This window comes from Massilia niastensis DSM 21313 (genome assembly GCF_000382345.1).
GTDB lineage: Bacteria > Pseudomonadota > Gammaproteobacteria > Burkholderiales > Burkholderiaceae_D > Telluria > Telluria niastensis.
On record NZ_KB908080.1, the window covers coordinates 17,466 to 34,787 of the forward strand.

15 protein-coding genes are annotated in these 17,322 nt (G+C 66.8%); 5 read left to right on the forward strand and 10 right to left on the reverse strand.

Annotation, left to right across the window (positions count from 1 at the left end; genetic code table 11):
* Nucleotides 1–30 precede the first annotated feature (30 nt).
* The 5 genes from H162_RS0104225 to H162_RS34685 form a co-directional block, all read right to left on the reverse strand.
* On the reverse strand, nt 31–504 hold the full coding sequence (locus H162_RS0104225; RefSeq protein WP_020652203.1) for an Hsp20/alpha crystallin family protein: 474 nt from the start codon (nt 502–504) through the stop codon (nt 31–33).
* A 166-nt stretch (nt 505–670) separates the two neighbouring features.
* Nucleotides 671–1,513 (reverse strand): S-formylglutathione hydrolase, encoded by an 843-nt coding sequence (fghA, locus tag H162_RS0104230; protein ID WP_020652204.1) that lies wholly within the window; start codon nt 1,511–1,513, stop codon nt 671–673.
* 33 nt (nt 1,514–1,546) lie between these two features.
* Nucleotides 1,547–2,122: a chromate transporter gene (locus H162_RS0104235; protein ID WP_020652205.1), complete on the reverse strand. Its 576-nt coding sequence runs from the start codon at nt 2,120–2,122 to the stop codon at nt 1,547–1,549.
* Nucleotides 2,119–2,721 (reverse strand): chromate transporter, encoded by a 603-nt coding sequence (locus tag H162_RS0104240; RefSeq protein ID WP_040786421.1) that lies wholly within the window; start codon nt 2,719–2,721, stop codon nt 2,119–2,121. Before H162_RS0104240 ends, H162_RS0104235 begins: the two co-directional genes overlap by 4 nt.
* Before the next feature lie 41 nt (nt 2,722–2,762).
* Nucleotides 2,763–2,939 carry a hypothetical protein gene (locus H162_RS34685; RefSeq protein ID WP_020652207.1) on the reverse strand — a complete coding sequence of 59 codons (177 nt, stop codon included), beginning with the start codon at nt 2,937–2,939 and terminating at the stop codon, nt 2,763–2,765.
* 270 nt (nt 2,940–3,209) lie between these two features.
* Here H162_RS34685 and H162_RS0104250 point away from each other — a divergent pair, with 270 nt between their 5' ends.
* Both H162_RS0104250 and H162_RS0104255 read left to right on the forward strand, forming a co-directional pair.
* Nucleotides 3,210–3,425 (forward strand): hypothetical protein, encoded by a 216-nt coding sequence (locus H162_RS0104250; protein ID WP_156885468.1) that lies wholly within the window; start codon nt 3,210–3,212, stop codon nt 3,423–3,425.
* 394 nt (nt 3,426–3,819) lie between these two features.
* On the forward strand, nt 3,820–5,904 hold the full coding sequence (locus H162_RS0104255) for an ATP-dependent helicase (RefSeq protein ID WP_020652209.1): 2,085 nt from the start codon (nt 3,820–3,822) through the stop codon (nt 5,902–5,904).
* A 264-nt stretch (nt 5,905–6,168) separates the two neighbouring features.
* Here H162_RS0104255 and H162_RS0104260 read toward each other — a convergent pair whose 3' ends face one another.
* Entirely contained in the window at nt 6,169–7,008 is an 840-nt protein-coding gene (locus tag H162_RS0104260) for an SIR2 family NAD-dependent protein deacylase (RefSeq protein WP_020652210.1), read from the reverse strand.
* Nucleotides 6,980–7,639 carry a phosphohydrolase gene (locus H162_RS0104265; RefSeq protein WP_156885469.1) on the reverse strand — a complete coding sequence of 220 codons (660 nt, stop codon included), beginning with the start codon at nt 7,637–7,639 and terminating at the stop codon, nt 6,980–6,982. Before H162_RS0104265 ends, H162_RS0104260 begins: the two co-directional genes overlap by 29 nt.
* 121 nt (nt 7,640–7,760) lie before the next feature.
* On the opposite strand from H162_RS0104265, the gene glpD reads away from it, so the two are divergent.
* Both glpD and H162_RS0104275 read left to right on the forward strand, forming a co-directional pair.
* The gene (gene glpD / locus H162_RS0104270; RefSeq protein ID WP_026354204.1) at nt 7,761–9,326 is read left to right on the forward strand and encodes a glycerol-3-phosphate dehydrogenase; all 1,566 of its coding nucleotides are present in this window, start codon (nt 7,761–7,763) and stop codon (nt 9,324–9,326) included.
* Between the two features lie 140 nt (nt 9,327–9,466).
* Nucleotides 9,467–10,093 (forward strand): glutathione S-transferase family protein, encoded by a 627-nt coding sequence (locus H162_RS0104275; RefSeq protein ID WP_020652213.1) that lies wholly within the window; start codon nt 9,467–9,469, stop codon nt 10,091–10,093.
* 39 nt (nt 10,094–10,132) lie between these two features.
* On the opposite strand, the gene H162_RS0104280 is transcribed toward H162_RS0104275, so the two are convergent.
* Both H162_RS0104280 and H162_RS0104285 read right to left on the reverse strand, forming a co-directional pair.
* Complete coding sequence (locus H162_RS0104280; protein WP_229451933.1) at nt 10,133–10,984, reverse strand: CheR family methyltransferase; 852 nt, start codon at nt 10,982–10,984, stop codon at nt 10,133–10,135.
* Nucleotides 10,972–15,870 carry a response regulator gene (locus H162_RS0104285; protein ID WP_020652215.1) on the reverse strand — a complete coding sequence of 1,633 codons (4,899 nt, stop codon included), beginning with the start codon at nt 15,868–15,870 and terminating at the stop codon, nt 10,972–10,974. The genes H162_RS0104280 and H162_RS0104285 overlap by 13 nt, the downstream gene beginning before the upstream one ends.
* 389 nt (nt 15,871–16,259) lie before the next feature.
* On the opposite strand from H162_RS0104285, the gene H162_RS0104290 reads away from it, so the two are divergent.
* Nucleotides 16,260–16,970 carry a helix-turn-helix transcriptional regulator gene (locus H162_RS0104290; protein WP_026354205.1) on the forward strand — a complete coding sequence of 237 codons (711 nt, stop codon included), beginning with the start codon at nt 16,260–16,262 and terminating at the stop codon, nt 16,968–16,970.
* On the opposite strand, the gene H162_RS30100 is transcribed toward H162_RS0104290, so the two are convergent.
* Nucleotides 16,945–17,217, reverse strand: a complete 273-nt coding sequence (locus H162_RS30100; protein WP_020652217.1) for a helix-turn-helix domain-containing protein — start codon at nt 17,215–17,217, stop codon at nt 16,945–16,947. The two genes, H162_RS0104290 and H162_RS30100, sit on opposite strands and share 26 nt — an antisense overlap.
* Between the last annotated feature and the right edge of the window lie 105 nt (nt 17,218–17,322).

Genomic DNA, 17,322 nt, shown 5'->3' on the forward strand with positions numbered 1-17,322 from the left:
ACCGAGCGTGGTCCGCGAGGGGCCAGACGCTTACTGGATGGTCAGGCGGTGCGCCTCGCTGCCCTGTTTTTTAGGCAGGGACAACATGAGGACACCGCTTTCCAGCCTGGCCTGCGCCGCCGTTTCGTCGACCTCGGAGGGCAGGGTGAAGCTGCGCATGAATTTGCGTGCGGTGCGTTCAGCATACACCACGGTCTCTCCCTCCCGGCGTTCGTTTGCCCGTCGGCATTCGGCTTCGATCTGCACGCGCGAGCCGTCGATGGTGACTTTTACGTCATCCTTGTCGACGCCCGGCAGATCGGCCTGGACTTCATAGCTCTTCTCGGTTTCGTGGAGATTCATCCGCGGCGGTGCGGTGTCCTCTCCCGGCCAGGAACCCCCGGCCTGCGCGAAGGGTGCAAAGAAGTCCTGGAACATGCTCTCGACCATCCGGCCGAACTGGTCCTCGACCGAGCCCGGACGGTAGGCCGGCAGCGGCGGGCTGCCTCTCCTGACGAGATTCATGATGGCCTCCGTTTGGTGAAAGTGAACATGGCCGGTACGAGTGCCGGCACTTTCGTTATAGGGCAGGAAAAGGAAGGTTTCAAGAGGCCGGCGAAAAGGTTTTTGAAGCCGACGGCGACGGGCGCAACCGTTCAGCCCGGGCCGCCAGGGCGCCGGGCGATCGCACTCAGCCCAACTGTCCCCGGTGAAAGCGCAGATGCTCCTCGACGAAGGTCGAAATGAAGTAATACCCGTGGTCATAGCCCTCATGCCGCCTCAGCATCAGGTGCTGCCCCGCCTGGGCGCAGGCCTGCTCGAAGGCTTCCGGGTACAGCTGCTCGGCCAGGAACTTGTCCGCCAGTCCCTGGTCGATCAGGATGCCCCCGGGGAAAGGCGCCTCCCGCATGCCCGCCATCAGCAGGCTGGCGTCGTAGTCGCGCCAGTGCGACGCGTCGGCGCCGAGGTAGCCGCCGAAGGCCTTCCGGCCCCAGGGGCAGCGGCTGGGCGCAGCGATCGGCGCGAAGGCCGAGACCGAGCGGAACAGCGAAGGATTGCGCAGCGCCATCACGAGCGCGCCATGCCCGCCCATCGAGTGGCCGAAGATGCCGACCCGCTCCGGATCGGCCGGCAGGCTCGACAGCACCAGTTCGCGCAGCTCCAGGATGTAGCTGTACATGCGGTAGTGCGCCGACCACGGTTCCTGGGTGGCGTCGACGTAGAAGCCCGCGCCGACGCCGAAGTCCCAGCTGTCGGTCTCGCCCGCCACGCCCGCGCCGCGCGGGCTGGTGTCGGGCGCGACCAGGATCAGGCCTTCCCGCGCCGCCACGCGCTGGGCGCCGGCCTTGGTCATGAAGGTCTCCTCGGTGCAGGTCAGGCCGGCCAGGTAGAACAGCACCGGCAGCGGCCGCTCGCCGGCGCCGGGCGGAAGGTAGACCGAGAAGCGCATCGGCAGGCCGATGGCGCTGGAGGCGTGGCGGTAGAAGCGCTGCACGCCGCCGAAGCAGGCGTGCTCATTCAGGAGTTCAAGCATGGGTCGCAGTCTGGTGTGGTCGCATTCCGGACACTATACCAGTCCGAATGCGCCGAGCAGGGCGCCGGCCGCCAGCAGCCAGAGCAGGTGGATGCGGGTACGCCAGATCAGCAGGCAGCTCGCCACCGCCAGCAGCCACGCGGGCCAGCGGGTGCCGCCGCCGGCCGTGGCCAGCAGCCAGGCGGTGGACAGCAGCATGCCGATCACCAGCGGCGCCATGCCCTGCTTGAAGGCGCGCACCGCGCGCAGCTCGCGGTTGCGGTGGCCCCACTGCGACACCTGGTAGGTAAATACCGTCGAGGGCAGCAGGATGCCGACCATGGTGGTGAGTACGCCCAGCGCGGCGGCCGTGGTGCTGCCCGCGTTCAGCCCGACGTGCCAGCCCATCAGGGCCACGAACAGCACGTTCGGACCGGGCGCGGCCTGGGCGATGGCGATCGATTCGTTGAACTGGGCCTGGGTCAGCCAGCCCTGCTGCTCGACCAGGTAGCGGTGCATCTCGGCCGTGGTCGAGATCGCGCCGCCGAGCGACATCAGCGACAGCATCAGGTAGTGGGCGAACAGGTCGAACCAGTCCTGCCAGCCGAGCACGATCTGGTGGGTGCTCATGCAGCCAGCCTGCGCCAGGCGAGCACGCAGCCGAGGCCGCCGACCGGGAACAGGACCAGGGCCAGCGGCGCCCGCACCCAGGCCAGCAGCGCGAAGGCGCCGGCCGCGATCGCCACGCACCAGGCCAGCGGGATGGGACTCTTCGCCAGCGCGGTCGACATGCGCAGGCCGGCGGCGGCGATCAGGCCGGCCGAGACCGCCGCCATGCCGCGCAGGGCGCCGGCCACCGCCGGATGGCTCGCATACTGCGCATGCAGCATCGCCAGCAGCAGGACCAGCACCAGCGGCACCGCCAGCAGGCCGGCCAGCGCGGCCATCGCGCCGGCCAGGCCGAAGTAGCGCGCCCCGACCATCATGCTCAGGTTGACCACGTTCGGCCCGGGCATGATCTGCGCGACCGCCCAGTCCTCGATGAATTCCTCGTTGGTCAGCCAGCGCTTGCGCTCGACCAGTTCGCGCTGGACGACGGCGAGCACGCCGCCGAAGCCCTGCAGGGCGAGGAGGGTGAAGGAAACGAACAGGTCGGTGAGCGAGGCGGGACGCGGCCGGCTTGCGCCCGACCCGTCGGCCTGCGCTGGGGCGGGCGGCGAAACGGTCATCCAGGCATTATCGCCGCTCACCGTCCCCGCTGTCCATGCACTCAGCCGCCGCCGATGCCGCGCATGACGCGCCCGCTGCCGCCGCACTCGGGGCAGGGCTTGCCGTCGGCCGCCTTGCCGCTGCCGCCGCAGGACTCGCACAAGTCTTCGCCGGCGCCGGGCGTGCCGGGCTCGGCTTCGTCGCCGGGGTTCAGGTCGGGATCGGGATGCGTGCTCATGGCGTTCCTCGGTGGTGGATGGAATGGGTTCCAGGCCGATTGTAGGCAGGCGGCGCGAAACGCGGCGCAGCGCTGGATACGGCCGCTGCGGGCCGGAATAGATGCCTCAACATGAACGAAAAATGCCTATACATACATGTTTGACATTGACTTCGCTGAGCCATCATCAATAATCCTGATGCGCTGATTCTTGCTGCGCCTACCGTGATGCGGCACTCCGTGATGGGGGCCCCTGTGAAACCTGTCCTCTAACCCATGGAGTCGACGACCATGAGCCTGAACCCTGCGTCTCTGAACGAGGCGCGCACCGCCGCGTTCCCAGACCCGAGGCGCGACATGCGCCAGCGCGACATCATCGCGCGTGCCGTTGCCATGCTGCATGTCTGCGGTATCCGCTCCGCCGTGGAATTTCTCAAGATACATGCGATCCAGCCGCACGTGATCGAGCGCGTCCTGCTCGAACCGGGCCAGCGCCGGGCAGCCTGAGCCGGTTTTTTCGCCCGCCGGACGTTTCCGGTTATGCACATAGCGGCTTAGTCCAAGGAATTTTCCCGGGCGCCGTGCCAGGCTAGCAACAGCTTCTCGTAAACCCTTGATTTCCGGGGCTATCCACACTGCCTTCCCAATAGGCAAATTGTTGAAACCCGCATCCGTGGCCGCGTGCAGCGTGTCAAGCCCCCGCTTTTCCACATAGTTATTCACAGACTTTGTGGATATCCGGAAAACTTTTTATTTTTCCGGAACTTAGCATTGATTTCGCATGTAATCGTTCAAGACATGCACGAAGCCGCCGCAAGGTCTTGATTTTCCTCATGCAAATTCACTTGCAGCCCAGGACTGGATAAATGTACAGTATGGCATTTCCTTCTGTCGCCCATCCATGTCCGCCGTTCTCATACCAGCCGCCACCGACGATCCGTTCGCCAGCCTCAACCCCGAGCAGCGCGCCGCGGTCGAGCATGACATCGGCGTGGCGCCGCCGCGGCCGCTGCTGGTGGTGGCCGGCGCCGGCTCGGGCAAGACCAGCACCCTGGCCCACCGCGTGGCGCGGCTGATCCAGTCGGGCGCCGATCCCCAGCGCATCCTGCTGCTGACCTTCTCGCGCCGCGCCGCCAGCGAAATGACCCGGCGCGCCAGCGGCGTGCTGCACCGCCTGCTCGGCCAGGCCGGCAACCGGTCGCCCGTCGCGCTGCCCTGGGCCGGCACCTTCCACGGCATCGGCGCGCGCCTGCTGCGCGACTATGCGGGCCGCATCGGCCTGGACGAATCCTTCACCATCCACGACCGCGGCGATTCCGAAGACCTGATGGGCCTGGTGCGCCACGAGAACGGCCTGTCGCAGACCGAGAAGCGCTTCCCGCTGAAAGGCACCTGCCTGGCGATCTACTCGCGCGTGGTCAACAGCCGCGATCCGCTCGACAAGGTGCTGCAGGCCTGCTTCCCCTGGTGCAGCGAATGGGAAGCCCAGCTCAAGACCCTGTTCGGCGCCTATGTCGACGCCAAGCAGGAGCAGAACGTGCTCGACTACGACGACCTGCTGCTGTTCTGGTGCGAGATGGCGCAGGATCCCGAGCTCGGCCCTGAGCTGGGCGGATTGTTCGATCACGTGCTGGTCGACGAATACCAGGACACCAACCGCCTGCAGGCGGCCATCCTCACCGGCATGAAGCCGGGCGGGGAGGGCGTGATGGTGGTCGGCGACGACGCGCAGTCGATCTACGGCTTCCGCGGCGCGACGGTGCGCAACATCCTGGACTTCCCGGGCCAGTTCTCGCAGCCGGCGCACCTGGTCACCCTGGAGCGCAACTACCGCTCCACCCAGCCCATCCTGGACGCCTCGAACGCCCTGATCGCCGGGGCGCTCGAACGCCATGCAAAAACGCTGTGGACCGAGCGCGCATCCAGCGCCCGCCCGCAGCTGGTGCTGATTCCCGACGAGGCCGAGCAGGCGCGCTGGGTCTGCAACCGCATCCTTGAACACCGCGAGGCGGGCATCGCCCTCACCAGCCAGGCGGTGCTGTTCCGCGCCGCCAGCCACAGCGCCGCCCTCGAACTCGAACTCATGCGCCGCAACATTCCCTTCGTGAAGTTCGGTGGCCTGAAGTTCCTGGAAGCCTCGCACATCAAGGACGTGCTGGCGGTGCTGCGGTTCGCGCAGAACCCGAGCGGGCGCGTGGCCGGCTTCCGCGTGGCCCAGATGATCCCGGGAATCGGTCCGGCCACCGCGACCCGCCTGCTGGACGCGGTCGGCGCGAGCGCCGATCCGGTGAGCGCGATCGAGGCCTTCGCCGCGCCGGCGCGCAGCAGCGCCGACTGGGAAGCGTTCCGCGCGCTGTACCGGCGCCTGCGCACTCCCGGGCTGCGCTGGCCGGAAGACCTCGAACTGGTCAAGGAATGGTATGCGCCGCAGCTGGAGCGCATGCACGACGACGCCCAGGTGCGCGCCGCCGACATCGAGCAGCTGGCGCTTCTCGCCGGCGGCTACGGCAGCCGCGAGAGCTTCCTGGCCGAGATCACGCTCGATCCGCCCGAGGCCACCAGCGACCGCGCCGGACCGCCGCTGCTGGACGAGGATTACGTGATCCTGTCGACCATCCACTCGGCCAAGGGGCAGGAATGGAAATCGGTGCACGTGCTGAACGTGGTCGACGGCTGCATCCCGTCGGACATGAGCACCGGCAGCCAGGAAGACATCGAGGAAGAGCGGCGCCTGCTCTACGTGGCCATGACGCGGGCGCGCGAGCACCTGCAGCTGGTGGTGCCGAACCGCTTCTTCATCAAGCAGCAATCCCAGATGGGCGACCGCCATGTGTACGCGGCGCGCACCCGCTTCATCACCCCGGCCATGCTGAAGCATTTCGAGGAATGCGTCTGGCTCAGCGCCGAGCAGCGCGAGATTCGCAGGCCGGTACCCGAGAGCGTGCGCATGCTGGTGCGCGAGCGGGCCAGGAACGCATGGAAATGACGGCAGATGGCTGCACGTAGACGACTTATCCCCTGTTTCACTCTTATGTAGGACTCAGCCGCAACTTATCTGTCTGCCCAGAAGGTGTGCACGTGCATGTCCTTGATTTTATTGAAGAATTATTTTGCCTGTAGAACGGGCATTTTATTGAAACCCGCATCCTTACTGCACTTGCGGCTTGTCAAGAGGGGCTTGTCCACAAAGTTATCCACATTTCTTGTGGATAGGCCAAAAGCCTGAATAAAATCAGCCACTTATCGCAATTTATTGTCCTGCATCAAGATCTGTTGCGGCAGCGATCTGCCGGAGGGCCGCCAGAGCGCCCATGGGCAGTGCAAGTCCATGGCGCACCTCGGGTTCGCGCGGGTTGATGCGGATGACCGGAACGGCCTGCGATTCCGCGAAATGGCGCACCGAAGGAATGTCCGTTCCCGCGCCGAGCTCGATCACGGCAAGTTGCCGGATTCCCCTGCGCCAGGCCGCCAGCCGCGCGAACTGCTGTTCGGTACGGCGCTCGATCCATGCGCCGTCGTAGAACATCAGGATGTTGGGCCGGGCCAGCGCACCGCAGTGCGGGCAGCGCGGCAGCGGGGAGCGCAGGGAACAGTGGTCGAGGTCGACCTCGGGCGCGAAGCCGCCGACCGGCCAGATGGCGTCGCAGCATGGCCGCGTGCATTGCAGGTGGTGGATCGAGCCGTGGCATTCCGCCACCCGGTCCTCGGGAAAACCGGCTCTCTGGAACTGCCCGTCGACGTTGCTGGTGAAGACGAAGCTGCCCTGCGCCATCCGCTCGCCCAGCGCGCGCAGGATCGCGAAGCCCGCATGCGGCGTGGTGCGCCGGTACAGGTCGAGCCGGTGGCCGTAGAAGCCCCAGGCCAGGCGCGGATCGCTGTCGAAGGTGGCGGGGCAGGCGATCTCGTGGAAGGCCAGGTCGCGCCGCCCGATCGCCGGGTAGGCGCGCCAGAAGCCTTCGTTGCCGCGGAAGTCGGGCAGGCCGGAATCGACGCCCATGCCGGCGCCGGCGGCGACCAGCAGGCCGTCGGCTGCGCGCAGCAGCTGCGCGGCGCGCAGGATGTCAGGCGGCGACTTGCTGTTGGACGGCATGCTTGAGTCGCTCCAGCTCAGTGAGAAAGCGCTCGCTCGCCAGCGCCGGCGGCCATGGCTCCCAGGGGCGGCAGCCATAGCGGGCGGCGAGCGGATCCTCGGCCAGCACCGCGGCGCGGATCTTCAGGGTGCGCCGCACTTCCTCGCGCGACCAGCCGGCCACGTGCACCGCCTCGGTGGCGGCGGCCAGGCGGTCGGCGCGCTTGTGCGCGAGGTGGGCGCGCGCCTCCCAGGCCGGCAGGCCGTAGCGCAGGAACACCACGTGCTCGAGCCGGCGCGTCAGCGCCCGGAAGGCGTCGCCCAGGAAAGGCTTGATCACCGAGATGGCGTCGAAACCGAGCAGGCCTTCCTCGGCGTCGTGCAGCAGTTCGCGCATTTCCTCCAGCGGAGACAGGGAAGGCGCGGCGGCGCGGCGCAGCAGCATGACCGTGATCGAATGCTGGGCCACCGACAGCGGCAGCGGCCAGGCCGAATGTCCGCCCCAGCGGTAGGTGCGGGCCAGGCCGAGTGCGAGGTCGGCGTCGTCCCAGTCGAACGGGGTCGGATCGAGCAGGTCGAGCCGGCGGCCGGACGGCATCCGGACCCATGCCCGTGTGCCTGGGGTGCCGGCCGGGTTGGAAGCGTTGTGCATGTGGCGATTTTACACACGGGCGGGCGCATTCTCCGCATAATTGATGCAGGCACAACTTGATGCCCGCCAGTTGCCTACACTGGAAAGGCTGGGCGGCATGGATGCCGTGACGGAGGCCTGGATGAGCGAGTCGGGCAAGGCGATCGAATGCGACCTGCTGGTCGTGGGCGGCGGCATCAACGGCGCGGGCATCGCGCGCGATGCGGCGGGGCGGGGCTTGCGGGTGCTGTTGTGCGACAAGGACGATCTCGGTGCCCACACCTCCTCGTCCTCGAGCAAGCTGATCCATGGTGGCCTGCGCTACCTGGAGCACCGCGAGTTCGGGCTGGTGCGCAAGGCGCTGGCCGAACGCGAAGTACTGCTGCGCAGCGCGCCGCACATCATGCGCCCGCTGCGCTTCGTGATGCCGCACGACGCCGGCCAGCGGCCCGCCTGGCTGATCCGGGCCGGCCTGTTCCTGTACGACCGCCTGGCGCGGCGCGAATTCCTGCCCGCGTCCGAGGCCATCCGGCTCGCTGGCCACCGCGCGGGGCAGCCCCTGAAACCCGAATTCACGCGCGCCTTCGTGTATTCGGACGGCTGGGTGGACGACGCGCGCCTGGTCGTCCTGAACGCCCTCGACGCGCACGAGCGCGGCGCCCTGGTGCTGCCGCACACCCTGTGCCGCGACCTGGTGCGCCATGCGGACCACTGGGAAGCGGGCCTGGTGCGCGCGGGCGAGGTGCTGAGCGTGCGGGCGCGCGGACTGGTCAACGCCGCGGGTCCCTGGGCGGCGTCCCTGGCGCGCCAGGCCCTGGGCGCCGCGCCGCGCCGCACGCTGCGCCTGGTCAAGGGCAGCCACATCGTCGTGCCGCGCCTGTTCGAGCACGCCTGCGCCTACCTGTTCCAGCATCCGGACGGGCGGGTGGTGTTCGCGCTTCCCTACGAGGGCGCCTTCACCCTGATCGGCACCACCGACGTCGAGTACCTGGGCGATCCGGACGAGGTGGCGATCGGCGCGGACGAGACGCGCTACCTGTGCCAGGTCGCGAACCATTATTTCCGGCGCCAGGTGACGCCGGACGACGTGGTGTGGAGTTATTCCGGGGTGCGGCCGCTGCTCGAGGATGCGGCGTCGAGCGCCGCCGCCATCACGCGCGACTACTGCCTCGAGCACGACGCCCATGGCGCGCCGCTGCTGTCTGTCTTCGGGGGCAAGATCACCACCTACCGCAAGCTGGCCGAGCAGGCCGTCGACTGGCTGGCGCCCGCGCTGGGCCGCCCGGCGGCCGCCTGGACGGCCGCTGCGCTGCTGCCCGGCGGCGACCTGTTCGGGCCGACGCCGGACCGGCGCGGCGTGCTGGAATTCGACCGCTGGGTGGCGGCGCTGCAGCGGCGCCACGACTGGCTGCCGCCGGCGCTCGCCCTGCGCTATGCGCGCGCCTACGGCACCCGCAGCGAGTGCCTGCTGGCGGGCTGCGCCCGGCTCCCCGACCTCGGCGCCGAAGTGGCGCCCGGCCTGTACGAGGCCGAGTTGCGCTACCTGATGCGCCACGAATGGGCGTCCAGCGCGGCCGACGTGCTGTGGCGCCGCACCAAGCTGGGCCTGCACCTTGGGCCGCTTCATGCGCAGCGGGTCGAGGCCTGGATGGTGGCGCAGGGCGGGGTCCCGTCGCCGGCCGCGGCGCGCACGCCCCTGCCCGCATGAGCCGTGCGCAGCGCGGGCGTTTGCGGCTATGATGGTTTCCTGTCGGGATTCCCCCGAGATTAAGGAGCGTCATGATCGACCTGTATCCGGCCGCGAGCGCGCGTGGCCGCACCATATCGGCAGCGCCGGGAGCCTGAGCGATGCGGCTCTTTGTCAGCGCCTATGCGCCGAATCCCCGGCGCGTGACCATGTTCATGGCGGAGAAGGGGATCACGGGGATCGAGCGGGTAGCGGTCGACCTGAACGCGGGCGAGCAGCGCAGCCCGGATTTCTTACTGCGCAATCCGATGGCGCGGGTGCCGGTGCTGGAACTGGACGACGGCCGCAGCCTGAGCGAGACGCGCGCGATCTGCACCTGGCTCGAGGGGCGTTATCCGGAACCGAACCTGATGGGGCGCGACTTCGAGGAGCGCGCCTTCATCGAGATGGCGGACCGGCGCATGGAACTGCGCCTGATGCTCGAGATCGCGCAGTGCGTGCGCCATACCCATCCGGGACTGGCGGTGCTGGAGCAGCCGCAGTTCGCCGAATTCGGGCAGGCGCAGGGCAGCAAGATGCGCGCGACGGCGCGCTGGCTGGATGAAGAACTGGGACGCATGCCGTATGTGGCGGGAGAACGTTTCACGATCGCCGACATCACGGCGTTCTGCGCGATCGAGTTCGCGCGCGGGCTGATGAAGTTCAGACCGGGTGCGGAGGGGTTCGATAAGCTGCAGGCGTGGCGCGACCGGATTGCCGGGAGGGCGTCGGCGGACAGGAGCGCGTAGCGGCGGCCGGATCGGCTTGCGCCGCCGGGCGCAAGCCGATCACCTCACCCGCTTGTACCACCCCGTCCCCTCGACCACCTGCTGGTAATCCTCCGCAAACGCATCCGACGCCGACAGCTCCCGGTCGATCCCCATCACCCCGAACAAGGCCAGGCTGTCATGGAACAGCCGCAGCACACGCTGCCTCAGCACCGGCCCGAAGTCGGGCAGCGCGCGGCAGCACACGATCGCATTGAACTCGTTGAACGAGGCATCGGTCACCAGGCTGTACTGCGCCCAGGTGATGCGCTCGCGCAGGCGCGGCAGCAGGCGCGCCTCGCCGTCGCTGACCTCGAAGTAGTCGAGCAGGCGCCCGCTACCCCCGCTTTCCAGGTACTGCGGCTGGAATTCCGCCAGCTGCGCCGCCGGGACGGTGGCGTCGCGCAGCTCGGCCAGCAGCTCGTCGCTGGCCAGGGTGGCGAATACCTCGGTGCGCCCATACAGCTTTTCCTCGGCCAGCAGGATCGCGATGGTCCACGCCTCGCCCACGCCGGCCGGCTCGGCCAGCCAGACCTTGGGCAGGGCGGTCGGACGCAGGCTGTCGGCCAGCGCGGCGCGCTGGCGCCGCACCCAGTCGGGACGGTCGAACAGCGGCGCGTTCGGCACCGCCAGCGCGCGCACCAGGTCGAGCGCGGCCCCGGCCTGGTGCAGCACCGCTTCCTGCAGGCGCGAGACCGTGGCCAGCTCGCGCCGGCGCATCAGCCCCAGCAGCTTGCGCCGCAGCAGGGTCCGGTCATAGCCGCGGAAGTCGATGCCGAAGCGCTGGAACATGGCTTCCAGCAGCAGCTCGATCTCGAGATCCTCGATCGCCTGGTGGACGGCGAACCCGGTCAAGCCGTTCAATGCAGCCACACCCGCATCATCGACAGCAGCTGGGCCACATCGACCGGCTTGGTGATGTAGTCCGAGGCGCCGGCGGCGATGCACTTGTCGCGGTCGCCCTTCATCGCCTTCGCGGTGAGGGTGATGATCGGCAGCGAACGGAACTTCGGAATGCGGCGGATCGCGCGCATCGTGTCGTAGCCGTCCATCTCCGGCATCATGATGTCCATCAGGACGATCTCGATGGTCGGGTCCTTCTCCAGCACCTCGATGCCGTCGCGGCCGTTCTCGGCGAACAGCACCTGCATCTGCTGGCGCTCCAGCAGGGTCGACAGCGCGAAGATATTGCGCAGGTCGTCGTCGACGATCAGCACCTTGCGGCCGGCCAGGCCGCCGTCGGCGGCATGGATCTCTTCCAGCATGCGGCGCTGGGTCTCCGGCAGGCTGGCCTGCGAACGGTGCAGGAACAGCGCCGTCTCGTCCAGCAGGCGCTCCGGCGAGCGCGCATCCTTCATCACGATGGTCTTCGCGTAGCGCTTGAGCTTCGTGACTTCCTTGCGCGACAGGTCCTGGGCCGTGTAGATCACGACCGGCAGGTCGCGCAGGCGCTCGTTGCCGCCGATCTGGTCGAGCAGGTCGTAGCCCGAGATGTCCGGCAGCGTCAGGTCCAGCACCATGCAGTCGAAGTGCGCGCTTTGCAGCGCTTCCAGCGCATCCTTGCCGTTTTCGGCGGTCACGATATGGATGTCGGTGTTGCCGATCAGGGACACGATGGACTGGCGCTGCGCCATGTCGTCCTCGACCACCAGCAGGCTGCGCTTGCCGCCCATCAGGAACTTCTGGATGCGCTTGAATTCCTCCTGCAGCTGCTCGCGGCCGACCGGCTTGTTGATGTACGAGATCGCGCCCTGGCGCAGCGCGCGCTCGCGCTCGCGCAGCGAGGACATCACGTGCACCGGGATGTGGCGGGTGCTCGGGTCGCGCTTGAGGCGGTCGAGCACCGTGAAGCCGTCGATGTCCGGCAGGTCGATGTCGAGCAGGATCGCCGACGGCAGGTAGTCGCGCGCCAGCGACAGGGCCGAGTCGCCGCGATGGGTGACGATGCCCTTGAAGTTCTTTTCGCGCGCGAAGTCGAGCAGCACCTTGGCGAAGCGCTCGTCATCCTCGACGATCAGCACCGACGGATCGCCCGGGGTGGAGAGGCCGCGGTCGTCGAGCATGCTGGCGTATTCGACCAGGCCGCCGCCCGCATCGATCGCCTCGACCGTGGTCACGTCGGCCTTTTCGCGCAGCGCCGGCAGCTGCGCCATCGGCTGCTGCGGCGGAGCGAAGCGGGCCGGCTGCGGCTGGCGCGTCTGCTCGTAGTTGATGAAGCCGGCGCGGTTGTACGGCAGGTAGAGCGTGAAGGTCGAACCGACGCTGACCGTGGATTCGACGCGGATCTCGCCGCCCAGCAGGCGCGCCAGTTCGCGCGAGATCGACAGCCCCAGGCCGGTGCCGCCGTACTTGCGCGCGGTCGAGCCGTCGGCCTGCTGGAAGGCCTCGAAGATCAGCTGCAGCTTGTCGGACGGGATGCCCACGCCGGTGTCGCGCACCGAGAACGCCAGCACGGCGTCGGCGTGCACCAGGTTCGGGTGGTCGGCGGTCCAGCCGCTGGCCACCAGGCTGATGGTCAGCGACACGTTGCCGTGGCTGGTGAACTTGAACGCGTTCGACAGCAGGTTCTTCAGGACCTGCTGTAGGCGCGTGGTGTCGGTCATCAGGGCGGTCGGCAGGTTGTCCGCCAGGTCGACCTGGAAGCCCAGGTGCTTGGCTTCCGCCATGTGGCGGAAGGTGCGGTCCACGTAGTTGCGCAGGTTCGAGAAGCGGTATTCCGAGACGTCCAGGGTGACGGTGCCCGACTCGATCTTCGACAGGTCCAGGATGTCATTGATCAGGGTCAGCAGGTCGGAGCCGGAACCGTGGATGGTCTTCGCGAACTCGACCTGCTTGGCCGACAGGTTGCCCTCCGGGTTATCGGACAGCTGCTGGGCCAGGATCAGGAGCGAGTTCAGGGGCGTACGCAGTTCGTGCGACATATTCGCCAGGAACTCGGACTTGTACTTGGAGGACAGCGCCAGCTGGGTCGCCTTTTCTTCCAGCGCCAGCTTGGCCTGTTCCACCTCGCGGTTCTTGCGCTCCACCTCGATGTTCTGCTCGGACAGCAGGCGCGCCTTTTCCGCCAGTTCCTGGTTGGTCTGCTGCAGTTCCTGCGCCAGCGACTGCGACTGGGTCAGCAGCGATTCGGTACGGCTGTTCGCCTCGATGGTGTTCAGGACCACGCCGATCGATTCCATCAGCTGGTCGAGGAAGGACAGGTGGGTCTCGGTGAAGCGGTCGAGCGAAGCGATCTCGATCACCGCCTTGACCTGCTGCTCGAACAGGATCGGCAGCACCACGATGTTGTTCGGCGGGGCCGAGCCCAGGCCCGAGGACACCACGATGTAGTCGCGCGGCACGTCGGTCAGCCAGATGCGGGTCTTCTCCAGCGCGCACTGGCCCACCAGGCCTTCGCCCGGCAGGAAGGAGGTCGGCAGCTTGCGGCTGGAACGGTAGCCGTAGCTGGCGATCATGCGCAGGCGCGCGTCGCTTTCCTGCGAGTCCATCATGTAGAACACGCCGTGGTGGGCCGAGACCAGCGGCGCCAGTTCCGACAGGATCAGCTTGGTCACCGCCTGGAGGTCGCGCTGGCCCTGCAGCAGGCGGGTGAAGCGCGCCAGGTTGGTCTTCAGCCAGTCCTGCTGCGCGTTCTTCTGCGTGGTTTCCTTCAGGTTGCGGATCATCTCGTTGATGTTGTCCTTCAGGTAGGACACCTCGCCGCGCGCTTCCACCTGGATCGAGCGCGAGAGGTCGCCGCGGGTCACCGCGGTCGCCACTTCACCGATCGCGCGCATCTGGTTGGTCAGGTTCGCCGCCAGCTGGTTCACGTTCTCGGTCAAGTCCTTCCAGGTGCCGGCCACGCCCGACACGTTCGCCTGGCCGCCGAGTTTACCCTCGGTACCCACCTCGCGCGCCACCCGGGTCACTTCGGAGGCGAACGAGGACAGCTGGTCCACCATCACGTTGATGGTGTCCTTCAGTTCCAGGATCTCGCCCTTCACGTCCACGGTGATCTTCTTGGACAGGTCGCCGCGCGCCACCGCGGTCGTCACCGCCGCGATGTTGCGCACCTGGCCGGTCAGGTTCGAGGCCATGAAGTTCACGTTGTCGGTCAGGTCCTTCCAGGTGCCGCCGACGCCGGGCACGTAGGCCTGGCCGCCGAGCTTGCCTTCGGTACCCACCTCGCGCGCCACCCGGGTCACTTCGGAGGCGAACGAGGACAGCTGGTCGACCATCACGTTGATGGTGTTCTTCAGTTCCAGGATCTCGCCCTTCACGTCCACCGTGATCTTCTTGGACAGGTCGCCGTTGGCCACCGCGGTGGTCACGTCCGCGATGTTGCGCACCTGGCCGGTCAGGTTGCCCGCCATCGAGTTCACGCCGTCGGTCAGGTCCTTCCAGGTGCCGGCCACGCCCGGCACGTTCGCCTGGCCGCCGAGCTTGCCTTCGGTACCCACCTCGCGCGCCACCCGGGTCACTTCCGAGGCGAAGGAGTTCAGCTGGTCGACCATCACGTTGATGGTGTTCTTCAGCTCCAGGATCTCGCCCTTCACGTCCACGGTGATCTTCTTGGACAGGTCGCCGTTCGCCACCGCGGTGGTGACGTCCGCGATGTTGCGCACCTGGCCGGTCAGGTTGCCGGCCATCGAGTTCACCGAGTCGGTCAAGTCCTTCCAGGTGCCGGCCACGCCTTTCACCACCGCCTGGCCGCCGAGCTTGCCCTCGGTACCCACCTCGCGCGCCACCCGGGTCACTTCCGAGGCGAACGAGGACAGCTGGTCGACCATCACGTTGATGGTGTTCTTCAGCTCCAGGATCTCGCCCTTCACGTCCACGGTGATCTTCTTCGACAGGTCGCCGTTCGCCACCGCGGTCGTCACCGCCGCGATGTTGCGCACCTGGCCGGTCAGGTTCGAGGCCATGAAGTTCACGTTGTCGGTCAAGTCCTTCCAGGTGCCCGCCACGCCCGGCACGTAGGCCTGGCCGCCCAGGCGGCCCTCGGTGCCCACCTCGCGCGCCACGCGCGTCACTTCGGAGGCGAAGGAGCGCAGCTGGTCCACCATGACGTTGATGGTGTCCTTCAGCTGCAGGATCTCGCCGCGCACGTCCACCGTGATCTTCTTCGACAGGTCGCCGTTCGCCACCGCGGTGGTCACCTCGGCGATGTTGCGCACCTGCGAAGTCAGGTTGCCCGCCATCGAGTTCACCGAGTCGGTCAAGTCCTTCCAGGTGCCCGCCACGCCCTTCACCTGGGCCTGGCCGCCGAGCTTGCCCTCGGTGCCGACCTCGCGCGCCACGCGCGTCACTTCGGACGAGAACGAGGACAGCTGTTCCACCATGGTGTTCGCGGTCATCGCCGCGCGCAGGTACTGGCCCTTCAGCGGGTGGCCGTCGACCTCGAGCGCCATGGTCTGCGACAGGTCGCCCTTGGCCACCGCGCCGATCACGCGCGCCATCTCGGTGGTCGGGCGCACCAGGTCGTCGATCAGGGTGTTGACCGAACTGATGATGGTGCTCCAGCCGCCGACCACGCCCGGCAGGTCGGCGCGCTGGGTCAGGTGGCCTTCGCGGCCGACCACGCGCGACACCTCGGTCACGGTCTCGACCATCTTCTGCTTGGTTTCGATGATGTCGTTCAGGGTGTCGGCGATCTTGCCGGACACGCCCGTCCAATCCGATGGCATGCGCACCGAGAAATCGCCTTTTTTCAGCGCCATCAGGGTGTTCAGCAACAGCTTGACGTCCAGCTGTTCGCCCATGTCGGTCATGTTGTTCATCGAGGAGATCCTTGTTTCAAAAGAGGGGTCGGGCGGCCGAAAGGCGTCCCGCAGACTGTGACAACGAAAATTATAAAAAGATACTCTTGTGTATATGCAAGTCAAGCACTACTGCTGGGCAGATATGCAATATTTTTCAGAAAGGTTGCAAATGTGAAATTTTTATTGGCCAATTCGGCGGAGGGTAACGCAAGAGCCAAGACGGTGGCGCACGATTGGTCCATCGTTGTGTTTTTGCCACCGGTATAAATAAATGACATGCAGCAATTTCTTGTATTTATTTGTATTTGTTAATTTGTGTGACTCTTCCACGGCCAAAACTCACTTAGCATACCGGCGTTGCATACTTCATTGCCCCCATGATTGATACCGGATTATTACTTGATTTGATGCATTGTAAGGATGCGTCAGACTGGAGCGAGTTGCTCTTCAAGCTCGCCCGGGGGCAGGGCTTCGACCGCGTGCTGTATGGCGTGGTCGGCTCGCGCCATACACGCTTCGAATCGGCCTTCTTGCGAAGCAATTATTCGCCGGAGTGGCGCGAGCGCTATGACCGCAACGGGTTTGCCTATGTCGACCCGACGGTGGGTCATTGCCTGGCGAGCACGCTGCCGATCGTCTGGGAGCCCGGCACCTTCGCCGAGCCCGCCCAGCAGGCGCTGTACGAAGAGGCCAGTGCGCACGGCATCCGCAGCGGCGTGACCTTGCCGGTCCACGGGCCGCAGGGGGAATTCGGGGTGCTCAGTTTCGCCTGCGACGTGCAGGCCGGTGCGGCGTTCCGGCGCGAGGTCGGCCATGCCCTGGCGGGCCTGTCGCTGATCCGGGATTATGCGTTCGCTTCGTCGGGACAGTTCCGCGAGCAGGGCGCGCGGCAGGAGAGCAGTGCGCCGCGGCTGACGCGGCGCGAACTGGAAGTGCTGCAGTGGGTCACGGTGGGGAAATCATCCTGGGAGATTGCCCGGATTACCAACTGCTCCGAGGCGACCGTCAACTTCCACCTGGCGAATGTGCGCCAGAAGTTTGGCGTCAACACCCGCCAGCAGGCGGTGGTGAAGGCGATCGGCCTGGGCCTGATCAGCCCTGAAGATCACCATCGCTGAGCTTGCCGTGGATGTACAGGCGCAGCAGGATCGATACCGGGGCCGGGATCGCCAGGCCGGTCTCGAATCGGCTGCCGCTGGACTGGGTGACGCCGAAGCGGCCCCAGAACTTTTCCTGGCTCTCGCGCTTGCTGATGCGAAGGCGTCGCAGTTCGTGCGGGGCCATGCGCAGTGTGCCGACGGCCTGCACTACCTGTTGGGCTTGCAGTTCGGCGGCCATTGCATCGCACATCAGATCGTTTGCCATGGTGCTTCCTTTCGTTATTAAACGTTTCAGGACTAAAAGTATTCCACTGTCAGTGACGGAAGCCACCTAGCAGTCCTGATAGTTACCGCCTTACCCGCTTTGCAT

What these genes read in the sequence shown, in the direction of transcription:
- H162_RS0104290 (WP_026354205.1), top strand. Translation starts at nt 16,260, where the DNA reads ATGCATTGTAAGGATGCGTCAGACTGGAGCGAGTTGCTCTTCAAGCTC.
- H162_RS34685 (WP_020652207.1), bottom strand. Translation starts at nt 2,939, where the DNA reads ATGAGCACGCATCCCGATCCCGACCTGAACCCCGGCGACGAAGCCGAG.
- H162_RS0104265 (WP_156885469.1), bottom strand. Translation starts at nt 7,639, where the DNA reads ATGCACAACGCTTCCAACCCGGCCGGCACCCCAGGCACACGGGCATGG.
- H162_RS0104250 (WP_156885468.1), top strand. Translation starts at nt 3,210, where the DNA reads ATGAGCCTGAACCCTGCGTCTCTGAACGAGGCGCGCACCGCCGCGTTC.
- H162_RS0104225 (WP_020652203.1), bottom strand. Translation starts at nt 504, where the DNA reads ATGAATCTCGTCAGGAGAGGCAGCCCGCCGCTGCCGGCCTACCGTCCG.
- H162_RS0104240 (WP_040786421.1), bottom strand. Translation starts at nt 2,721, where the DNA reads ATGACCGTTTCGCCGCCCGCCCCAGCGCAGGCCGACGGGTCGGGCGCA.
- H162_RS0104255 (WP_020652209.1), top strand. Translation starts at nt 3,820, where the DNA reads ATGTCCGCCGTTCTCATACCAGCCGCCACCGACGATCCGTTCGCCAGC.
- fghA (WP_020652204.1), bottom strand. Translation starts at nt 1,513, where the DNA reads ATGCTTGAACTCCTGAATGAGCACGCCTGCTTCGGCGGCGTGCAGCGC.
- H162_RS0104260 (WP_020652210.1), bottom strand. Translation starts at nt 7,008, where the DNA reads ATGCCGTCCAACAGCAAGTCGCCGCCTGACATCCTGCGCGCCGCGCAG.
- H162_RS0104285 (WP_020652215.1), bottom strand. Translation starts at nt 15,870, where the DNA reads ATGAACAACATGACCGACATGGGCGAACAGCTGGACGTCAAGCTGTTG.
- glpD (WP_026354204.1), top strand. Translation starts at nt 7,761, where the DNA reads ATGAGCGAGTCGGGCAAGGCGATCGAATGCGACCTGCTGGTCGTGGGC.
- H162_RS0104275 (WP_020652213.1), top strand. Translation starts at nt 9,467, where the DNA reads ATGCGGCTCTTTGTCAGCGCCTATGCGCCGAATCCCCGGCGCGTGACC.
- H162_RS0104235 (WP_020652205.1), bottom strand. Translation starts at nt 2,122, where the DNA reads ATGAGCACCCACCAGATCGTGCTCGGCTGGCAGGACTGGTTCGACCTG.
- H162_RS30100 (WP_020652217.1), bottom strand. Translation starts at nt 17,217, where the DNA reads ATGGCAAACGATCTGATGTGCGATGCAATGGCCGCCGAACTGCAAGCC.